10 protein-coding genes are annotated in these 8,606 nt (G+C 72.9%); 7 read left to right on the top strand and 3 right to left on the bottom strand.

Annotated features, from left to right (window positions below):
- On the bottom strand, nt 1-200 hold a 200-nt coding region (locus AKI01S_RS35665), incomplete at its 3' end, for a hypothetical protein (RefSeq protein ID WP_218009943.1).
- 1 nt (nt 201) lies between these two features.
- Nucleotides 202-966: a bestrophin-like domain gene (locus AKI01S_RS35660; RefSeq protein WP_067828085.1), complete on the bottom strand. Its 765-nt coding sequence runs from the start codon at nt 964-966 to the stop codon at nt 202-204.
- 272 nt (nt 967-1,238) lie between these two features.
- Between AKI01S_RS35660 and kamD the strand changes: the two genes are divergently transcribed.
- The 6 genes from kamD to AKI01S_RS35630 all read left to right on the top strand — a co-directional run bounded on the left by kamD (nt 1,239) and on the right by AKI01S_RS35630 (nt 7,796).
- Nucleotides 1,239-2,855: a lysine 5,6-aminomutase subunit alpha gene (kamD, locus tag AKI01S_RS35655; RefSeq protein WP_067828080.1), complete on the top strand. Its 1,617-nt coding sequence runs from the start codon at nt 1,239-1,241 to the stop codon at nt 2,853-2,855.
- Nucleotides 2,852-3,712, top strand: a complete 861-nt coding sequence (gene kamE, locus AKI01S_RS35650; RefSeq protein WP_084000578.1) for a lysine 5,6-aminomutase subunit beta — start codon at nt 2,852-2,854, stop codon at nt 3,710-3,712. The genes kamD and kamE overlap by 4 nt, the downstream gene beginning before the upstream one ends.
- Nucleotides 3,709-4,104 (top strand): 3-aminobutyryl-CoA ammonia lyase, encoded by a 396-nt coding sequence (gene kal, locus AKI01S_RS35645; protein ID WP_067828077.1) that lies wholly within the window; start codon nt 3,709-3,711, stop codon nt 4,102-4,104. Before kamE ends, kal begins: the two co-directional genes overlap by 4 nt.
- A gap of 647 nt (nt 4,105-4,751) precedes the next feature.
- On the top strand, nt 4,752-6,389 hold the full coding sequence (lnt, locus tag AKI01S_RS35640) for an apolipoprotein N-acyltransferase (RefSeq protein WP_067828072.1): 1,638 nt from the start codon (nt 4,752-4,754) through the stop codon (nt 6,387-6,389).
- Between the two features lie 5 nt (nt 6,390-6,394).
- Nucleotides 6,395-7,147, top strand: a complete 753-nt coding sequence (locus AKI01S_RS35635) for a polyprenol monophosphomannose synthase (protein ID WP_084000577.1) — start codon at nt 6,395-6,397, stop codon at nt 7,145-7,147.
- A 115-nt stretch (nt 7,148-7,262) separates the two neighbouring features.
- Entirely contained in the window at nt 7,263-7,796 is a 534-nt protein-coding gene (locus AKI01S_RS35630; protein ID WP_084000576.1) for an FxsA family protein, read from the top strand.
- A gap of 161 nt (nt 7,797-7,957) precedes the next feature.
- On the opposite strand, the gene AKI01S_RS35625 is transcribed toward AKI01S_RS35630, so the two are convergent.
- Nucleotides 7,958-8,302: an RNA polymerase-binding protein RbpA gene (locus AKI01S_RS35625; protein ID WP_067828104.1), complete on the bottom strand. Its 345-nt coding sequence runs from the start codon at nt 8,300-8,302 to the stop codon at nt 7,958-7,960.
- A gap of 119 nt (nt 8,303-8,421) precedes the next feature.
- Here AKI01S_RS35625 and AKI01S_RS51145 point away from each other — a divergent pair, with 119 nt between their 5' ends.
- The gene (locus tag AKI01S_RS51145) at nt 8,422-8,592 is read left to right on the top strand and encodes a hypothetical protein (protein ID WP_157420389.1); all 171 of its coding nucleotides are present in this window, start codon (nt 8,422-8,424) and stop codon (nt 8,590-8,592) included.
- Nucleotides 8,593-8,606 lie beyond the last annotated feature (14 nt).

Genomic DNA, 8,606 nt, shown 5'->3' with positions numbered 1-8,606 from the left:
GGGGTCGGAGTGGGGGTCGGGGTGGGGGAGGGGGCGGGCGATGCGACGCAGATGCAGTCGCCACTGTCGGAGATCACGACGCTGACCACGCCCGCCACCTCCACGCACACGTCCGGATCGGTGTGCGCGGTGGTGGCGGACATCGGCAGCAGCACGACGCCGCCGGCGAACGACAGGGCCAGAACGAGTGCGGGCCGCATGTCAGCCTCCCGCGGACAGGCGGTGCAGCTCGGCGAGCACGCCGTTGAAGGCGTCCGGCCCGACCGCGAGGGCCCCGGTGAACACGTGCGTGATGTCCAGGCACAGCCAGACGCCGACGCCCAGCAGCGCGGCCATCAGCGTCAGCGGCAGCAGCGTCATGCCGCGCGGCCGCGCGCCCGCCAGGAACGGCAGCAGGATCACCATCAGCCCGGTGAGGGCGGTGATGACCAGCAGCCCGGGCGGGGGAGAGGTGCGGGCGTCCATGGCGCGCTGCTGCCGGGCCGTGGTGATCGCGGTGATGTGGTCCAGCAGCGCGGTGCGGGCGTCCTTGCCCTCGTCGTCGCCTTCCTTGGTGGGCAGCGCCTGCGCGTCGCGGCGCAGCTTCTCCAGCCGGGCCCAGCCGTCGGGGCTGAGCCTCCCGTCGGCCATCAGCGGCCACTCGGAGTCCCGGACGAAGCGGGCGTAGTCGGCCAGCCCCGCCTGGAAGCGGGCGGCGTCGGCGGCGGCCAGCCGCTTGGCGCTCCAGGCGGCCTCGGCGATGGAGCGGCTCTCGGTGTGGGTGTTGAGTCGGGCGGAGTCGGCGGCGGTCCACGGCACCACGATCGCCACCGCGAACGCCAGCAGGAACAGCGCCGAGATCATGGAACCGGCGTGCCCGGCGGAGGGGCCGTCGGGCTTGTCGTCGTCGCTGCCCCGACGGAGGAGCCGGGCGGCGATGAGAACGACGCCGACCGCGCAGGCGGCGGCGAGCAGATAGACGAGCATGACCCTCTTTTCCTGGCCCCGGCACGGCGGGGAGATGGGGGACGGGGTCCGGGGCCGCGACTTAATGTGATTGTACTTTCACATAGCGTCGCCGTGGGGTGGCGTTACCGGATGGTGATCGCGCTGTGGCGGCCCGGCCCGCCGCCCGCGGTCACGGAAAAGAGCTTCTTGTGTGATGCCGTACCGATAGTGGAAGATCTCGCGTATACGCGGTCTTGATGTGGAAAATCGTTCGGCCTGCCTGGCCGTGCGGGATCCGAGGGGAGGCGGCAATGGCGCCGCAGCGCAAGCTCGATCTGGACCCGGAGGTGGTGCGGCGGGCCCGCCGGCTGGCGGCCCGCGCCGCCGAGCCGATCATCGAGATGGCCCGGACCCACACCACCGTCTCGGTGGAGCGGGCGCTGCTGCGGCTGGCCGGGCTGCAGGGTGCCGACAGCGAGGGCCGCCCGTGGGTCAACCACCTGGTGGACGCCGTCCGCGACCAGGTCGGCCTCGAACACGGCGTCGCCCTGCCGGTCTGGGACGCCCTGGCGCGCGGCCCGCACGCCTCGCTGGCGCACCTGGCCCGCGACGCCGCGCGCGGCCGGATCTCGTTCCGGATCCCGACCGGCTCGGACGCGACGCTGGCCACCGGCGCCGCCCGGGGCGCGGCCCGCTCCGGCATCGCCCGGATCGACCGCCGCCGCGCCGAACGCGACCGGCTGCTGCGCGAGATCGGCGACCCGGCCCAGCCGTGGGTCTACCTGATCGTGGCCACGGGCGACATCTACGAGGACATCCCGCAGGCCCAGGCCGCCGCCCGGGAGGGCGCCGACGTCGTCGCGGTGATCCGCTCCACCGGGCAGTCGCTGCTGGACTTCGTCCCCGAGGGCGCCACCCGCGAGGGGTACGCGGGCACCTACGCCACCCAGGAGAACTTCCGCCTCATGCGGGCCGCCCTGGACGACGTGTCCCGCGAGCTGGGCCGGTACGTGCGCCTCACCAACTACGCCTCGGGCCTGTGCATGCCCGAGATCGCCACGCTGGCCGGGCTGGAACGCCTGGACATGATGCTCAACGACTGCATGTACGGCATCATCTTCCGCGACATCAACCCCCGCCGGACCTTCATCGACCAGCGGTTCTCCCGGCAGATCCACGCCCGCGCCGGCATCGTGATCAACACCGGCGAGGACAACTACCTCACCACCGCCGACGCCGTCGACGCCGCCCACACCGTCATCGTCAGCCAGCTGCTCAACGAGCGGTTCGGCCACGAGGCGGGGCTGCGCGACGACCAGCTCGGCCTCGGCCACGCCTTCGAGATCAACCCGGCGATCCCCGGCTCGTTCCGGCTGGAGCTGGCCCACGCCCAGCTGGTGCGCGAGCTGTTCCCCGACGCGCCGCTGAAGTACATGCCGCCCACCAAGCACATGACCGGCAACATCTTCGCCGGGTACCTGCTGGACGCGTTCTTCAACCTGGCCGGGGTGATGACCGGCCAGTCGATCATCCTGATCGGGATGATGACCGAGGGCATCCACACCCCCTGGCTGTCGGACCGCGACCTGGCGCTGGAGAACGTCCGCTACGTCCGCGACGCCTGCGCCGGGCTCGCCGAGGACTTCGTCCCCCGCCCCGACGGGTTCGTCGTCCAGCGCGCCCGCCAGGTGCTGTCGGAGTCGATCGAGCTGCTGGACAAGATCAACGACGACGGGCTGCTCACCGCCATCGCCGAGGGCACCTTCGGCGTCACCCGCCGCCCCGCCGACGGCGGCAAGGGCCTGGACGGCGTGGTGGAGCGCGCCCCCGGCTACCTCAACCCCGCCATCGAGATCCTCGACGCCGAGGACCCGCACGCCGACCGCGCCGAGCGGCTCGAGCCGGACAAGAAGGAGGTGCCCGCGTGAGGACCGACAGCCCGCTGAACCAGGCCGGAGCCCCCGCGCAGCCCGCCGACACCCGCCAGGTGATCCGCCCCTACGGCGACACCACCGGGGACGGCATGGTCCAGATGTCGTTCACCCTGCCGGTCCCGGCGGGCAAGCGCGCCGAGGCCGCCGCGCTGCAACTGGCCGGGAAGATGGGCCTGGAGCCCGCCAGCGTGGTCCACTCCAAGCCGATGGGGCCGGACTTCACGTTCTTCATCGTCTACGGCCGCGTCAACCACCTGATCGACTACGCGGGCATCCCCGTCCCGCCCGAACGCGAGTACCCGCTGCTGACGGCCAAGCAGGTCAACCTCGCCATCCGCCGCGCCCTGAACCGGCGGCTGGTGGTGGTCGGCGCCTGCATCGGCACCGACGCCCACACCGTCGGCATCGACGCGATCCTCAACGTCAAGGGCTTCGCGGGGGAGAAGGGCCTGGAGTACTACCGCGAGATCCAGGTGGTGAACATGGGCGCCCAGGTCACCGTCGCCGAGCTGGTCGAACGCGCCAAGGCCGAGGACGCCGACGCCGTGCTGGTCTCCCAGGTCGTCACCCAGCGCAACGCCCACCTGCACAACACCAAGCAGATGGCGGCGGCGTTCCACGCCGAGTACCCCACCGCCGTCGCCGCCGGGATGGGCCGCCCCCTGCTGGTGGTCGGCGGGCCCCGCTTCGACACCGTCACCCCCGAGGACCTGGGCGTCGACCGGATCTTCGGCAAGGGCACCACCCCCGCCGAGGTCGCCTCCTACATCGCGCACGCCCTGCTGCCCGCCGACACGATCACCGACGCCGTCCGGGAGACCGACGGCGCCGAGGGAGAGGAGACCCCGTGAGCGACCCCCGCGAAGGGCTGCGGGTCACCCACCGCCGCTACGTCCCCTACGCCCACGCCCACTACGCGGGCCACCTGGTCGACGGCGCCTACGCCCTCGGCCTGTTCGGCGACGTGGCCACCGAGGTGTGCATCCGCACCGACGGCGACGAGGGCCTGTTCGCCTCCTACTCCGACGTGCAGTTCCGCGCGCCGGTGCGGGCCGGCGACGTGCTGGAGGTCACCGCCGTGGTCACCCGGGTGGGCCGCCGCAGCCGCACCCTGGAGCTGGAGGCGCGCGTGGTGTGCCGGGGCCGCCCCGACAAGGGCGAGTCGGCCGCCGAGGTCCTCGACGAGCCGATCGTGGCGGTCACCGCCACCGGCACCGTCGTGGTCCCCGACCCCGCCCGCTGACACCGGACCGGCGCCGGGACCCCACCGGCCCCACCCGCCCCACCCGTCAACCCCCGCCGACCTGCGGGGGAGCGTCCCGGCGCCGTCCGCCCCGCCCGCCGCGAAATCCGCGCTCCGCCCCTGATCACGGGCTTGAGCAGCGTAAACAACGGGTCACCGCAGACCATGCGGCGGTTGACAAGGACGGGGAACTGGGTAGTTTTGCTGCAGTCCAGCACGGGACTCACCGATCGGCCGCCCGGTACGCCGCCAGGTGCCGCGCCGAGACGGCGCCGCCCACCGCGCGCGCCGTCCGAGCCAGGGGTGGTGCACTGCCGCCGCGTCCGGGGGGAGCCGCCCGATCGGGCGGGGGGTTGGACCCGGGAAAGGGCCCGGACATCCAGTAGAAAACGGAGCTTGCGCTCTCACCGCCTGTGGGACCACTCCGGCCCGACGGATGTCACGGGCCCTTCTCCGTGCCCCCGCCGCCCCCGGCGACGCCCGGGCGCCCCCCGCGCGGCGGTGACGCGGTGTTCGGGCCCCGTTCGGGCCGCGTTCACGTCGTTTCCGCCGCCGGGACAGGTCTTCCGGCAAGGGCCCAAGGTCGTATCCGCCCCGCCGGACCGGTAGCGTCTGCGCCAGGACGGTGCACACGACAAGGAGCCACGGTGGCGCAGGACACCCTTCCGGAACGGCCGACGGCCGCCGAGCCCCCGGCCCGGGGCCGGGGACCTCTGGCCGGCCTGTGGCGGCCGGGCCGCGCCCGCCGTGCCGGCGGCACCGGCGGCACCCGCGGCGCCGTCCGGGCCCGCGTTCCCGCCATGATCGTCGCCGGGCTGCTGATGTGGCTGGCGTTCCCGCCGCTGGACCTGACCCCGCTCGCGCCCGCCGGCGTGGCGGTGTTCACGCTGGCGCTGCGCGGCGTGCGCGCCCGCACCGGCGCCTGGCTCGGGTTCCTGGGCGGCGCGGCGTTCTTCCTGCCGGTGCTCACCGGCATCGTCAAGATCGGCCCGGACGGGTGGATCCTGCTCAGCCTGGTCCAGGCCCTCTACCTCGCCCCGCTGGGCGCGGGCATCGCGCTGGTGCACCGGCTGCGGGCCTGGCCGCTGTGGACCGCCGGGCTGTGGGTCGCCGAGGAGCTGGTGCGCGGGCACGTGCCGTTCGGCGGGTTCCCCTGGGCGCGGCTGGCGTTCAGCCAGACCTCCACCCCGCTGACCCCCTACGCCTCCCTGGGCGGCGCGCCGCTGGTGACGTTCCTGACGGCCCTGCTCGGCGGGCTGCTGGCCTACGCCGCCCTGGCCGCCTGGAACGCCCGCGCCACCGGCGCCCGCAGGCCCCACCTCGCGCGCGTGGCCGCCGCGGCGGCCGGGGGAGCGCTGGTCGTCGGCGGCGGCCTGCTGATCCCCGTGCCCACCGACGGCAGGACCGTCACCGTCGCCGTCATCCAGGGCAACGTGCCCCGGCTGGGCCTGGACTTCCTCGGCCAGCGCAAGGCCGTCCTCGACAACCACGCCCGGCGCACCCACGAACTGGCCGCGCAGGTCCGCGCCGGGAAGGTGCCCCGCCCCGAACTGGTCGTCTGGCCCGAGAACGCCAGCGACCTGGACCCCTACACCGAGCCCGACGCCCGCCGGACCATCGACGACGCCGTGCGCGACGTCGGCGTCCCCGTCCTGGTCGGCGCGCTGGTCGACACCCCCGACGGCACCAAGGTCGAGAACCGCGGCATCGTGTGGGACCCGCGGACGGGCCCCGGCGACTACTACGTCAAGCGGCATCCGGTCCCGTTCGGGGAGTACCTGCCGTTCCGCGACGTCCTCACCAAGCTCATCACCCGCTTCGAGCGCATCCCGCGCGACTTCGCCAAGGGCACCCGCTCGGGCGTGATGCGACTGGGGCCGGTGACCGTCGGAGACGTCATCTGCTTCGAGGTCGCCTACGACAAAGAGGTGCGCGACGTCGCAGGCGGGAACATCCTGGTCGTGCAGACCAACAACGCCACCTGGGGCAAGACCAGCCTCCCGCCGCAGCAGATCGCGATGTCGCGGCTGCGGGCCGTCGAGCACGGCCGTACGATCTTGGTAGCGGCCACCAGCGGGGTCAGCGCGATCGTGGCGCCCGACGGCCGCATGATCGCCCGGTCGCGGGAGTTCGTTCCCGACATCCAGGTGGCGCGGGTTCCGGCCCGCACGTCCCGTACGCTCGCCGACCGGCTGGGCGCCAAGCCCGAGTGGACGCTGGCCGCGCTGGCCGTCCTCGCCGCGGGGGTCGCGGGCTTCAGCAGCAGGAAGAACGAGGGGAATTGACGCCGATGGACATCCCAGCCGCGCTCGGCCGGGTACTAGTGATCATCCCGACCTACAACGAGCGGGACAACGTCGAGAAGATCGTCGGGCGGGTACGCGCGGCCGTCCCGGCGGTGGACGTGCTGGTCGTCGACGACAACAGCCCCGACGGGACCGGTGAGCTCGCCGACGCCATGGCCGCCGCCGACTCCCAGGTGAAGGTGATGCACCGCACCGCCAAGGACGGGCTGGGCGCCGCCTACATCGCGGGGTTCCGCTGGGCCCTGGAGCGGGGCTACGACGTCATGGTCGAGATGGACGCCGACGGCTCCCACCAGCCCGAGGAGCTGCCCCGGCTGCTGACCGCCCTGCAGGACGCCGACCTGGTCATCGGCGCCCGCTACGTGTCGGGCGGCAAGACCGAGAACTGGCCGCTGTCGCGGCAGCTGATCTCCCGGGGCGGCAACACCTACGTGCGGCTGATGCTGGGCACCCCGCTGCGCGACGCCACCGCCGGGTACCGCGCGTTCCGCGCCGCGACCCTGGAGAAGATCGGCCTGGACGGCGTCAACTCGCGCGGCTACTGCTTCCAGATCGACCTGGCCCGCCGCGCCCTGCGGCAGGGCCTGCGCGTGGTGGAGGTGCCGGTCACCTTCGTCGAACGCGTCCACGGCACCAGCAAGATGAGCCGCGACATCGTCGCCGAGGCCATGCTCAACGTCACCAGGTGGGGCGTGTCGGACCGCATGGCGCGGCTGCGGGGCGGCCGCCGCCGCTGAGCGCGGCCGGCCGCGGCGACCGGGTGTGACGCCGGGCGGGGCGCCTGGAAACGAACCGGGGGCCCGCGGCGTTGTCACCGGTGAAGACATCTCCGCCGACCGGAAAACGAGAGTCATGCTGCCGCTGGTGATGGTCCTGGCGTTCCTGCTGATGCCGATCCTGGAGATCTACGTGATCATCCAGGTGGGGCAGGTGATCGGCGGCTGGTGGACGGTGGCTCTGCTGCTGGTCGAGAGCCTGCTGGGCGGCTGGATCGTCCGCCGCGAGGGCCGCCGCGCCTGGAACGCCCTGAAGGAGACCTTCGGTAGGGGCGCGATGCCCGACCGGGAACTGGCCGACGCGGCCCTGGTGCTGGTCGGCGGCGTGCTGCTGCTGACGCCCGGCTTCGTGACGGACCTGTTCGGGTTCCTGTTCGTGCTGCCGTTCACGCGTCCGCTGGTGCGGCGGACGCTGCTGGCCTACGGCGCCCGCCGGATGAAGGCCGCGCAGGCGCGCGGGCCGCTGTTCCCGCCGGGGGCGGGGGCGGCCGGGAGCCCGTTCGAGGTGTTCGACCCGTTCGGGGGCCGTCCCGCCGACGCCCGGCAGCCCCGGGGACCGGTCGTGCAGGGTGAGGTACTCCGCGACGACGACCGCCCCGCGGCCCCCTGACGGACGCTGACGGGCGAACCGGCGCGGCACGGGCCCCTGGTGGGGTCGCGTCTCAGGGCGGCGGGCAGGACGACGTGAGCGGGGCTCGGACCCTTCCGGTCCGAGCCCCGCTCACGTCGATCTCGCCCGACCTCACCCGGTCGTGCCCCGCCGTTCTCCGCTCAGGCTGTCTTCCTGCGCCCCGCGCGCAGGATCTCCAGCCGCTCGGCCAGAACCTCCTCCAGGTCCTCCATCGTCCGACGCTCCATGAGCATGTCCCAGTGGGTCCGCGGCGGCTTGCCCTTCTTGGTCTGCGGCAGCTCACCGTCGACCCGCAGGGCCGTGGCGCCGCAGCTGCGGCATTCCCACGTCATCGGCACCTCGGCCTCGGCGGCGAGCGTCACGGTGAACCGATGGCCCTTGGTGCAGGTGTAGTCCACCTCTTGCCTTGGGGCCAGATCGGTGTTGCGATCGTTCTCGTAGCTCGTCGCTCCGAGTCGGGTGCCGCGAAGTGCGCGCTCGGCCATCGTCACGTGCCTCCCAGACGGGCTTGCGGTTCTGCCCTCACCAACGCTGGATACCGTCACAAGATTCCCCGACTGGACCCTGTTCTAACGCGAAATTTTCACCGTTCACCACAGGTCGTGTGGAGCTGATCTACAACGTAAAGGAGGAAGGTGGTGATGATGTCCTTCCTGAGGGTGAACAGGAAGCCTTGCGCATTTCGCGCGCGTTCCGCCGCAGAGACGGGGAAAAACTGCGCAGTCTGCTCAACGCGTTCCGGCGCGGCTGGGCAGGAACGCGTCGCGCTGCTTGACTTCGCGCCGAGGT

This window comes from Actinomadura kijaniata NBRC 14229, from assembly GCF_001552175.1.
GTDB lineage: Bacteria > Actinomycetota > Actinomycetes > Streptosporangiales > Streptosporangiaceae > Spirillospora > Spirillospora kijaniata.
Note: the sequence above shows the minus strand (reverse complement) of the source record. Positions and strands in the feature narration are given on the sequence as shown.

Bases quoted from the DNA above. Each gene is read 5' to 3' on its own strand.
- kamD (WP_067828080.1), top strand. From the start codon at position 1,239: ATGGCGCCGCAGCGCAAGCTCGATCTGGACCCGGAGGTGGTGCGGCGG.
- AKI01S_RS35635 (WP_084000577.1), top strand. From the start codon at position 6,395: ATGGACATCCCAGCCGCGCTCGGCCGGGTACTAGTGATCATCCCGACC.
- AKI01S_RS35625 (WP_067828104.1), bottom strand. From the start codon at position 8,302: ATGGCCGAGCGCGCACTTCGCGGCACCCGACTCGGAGCGACGAGCTAC.
- AKI01S_RS35630 (WP_084000576.1), top strand. From the start codon at position 7,263: ATGCTGCCGCTGGTGATGGTCCTGGCGTTCCTGCTGATGCCGATCCTG.
- AKI01S_RS35660 (WP_067828085.1), bottom strand. From the start codon at position 966: ATGCTCGTCTATCTGCTCGCCGCCGCCTGCGCGGTCGGCGTCGTTCTC.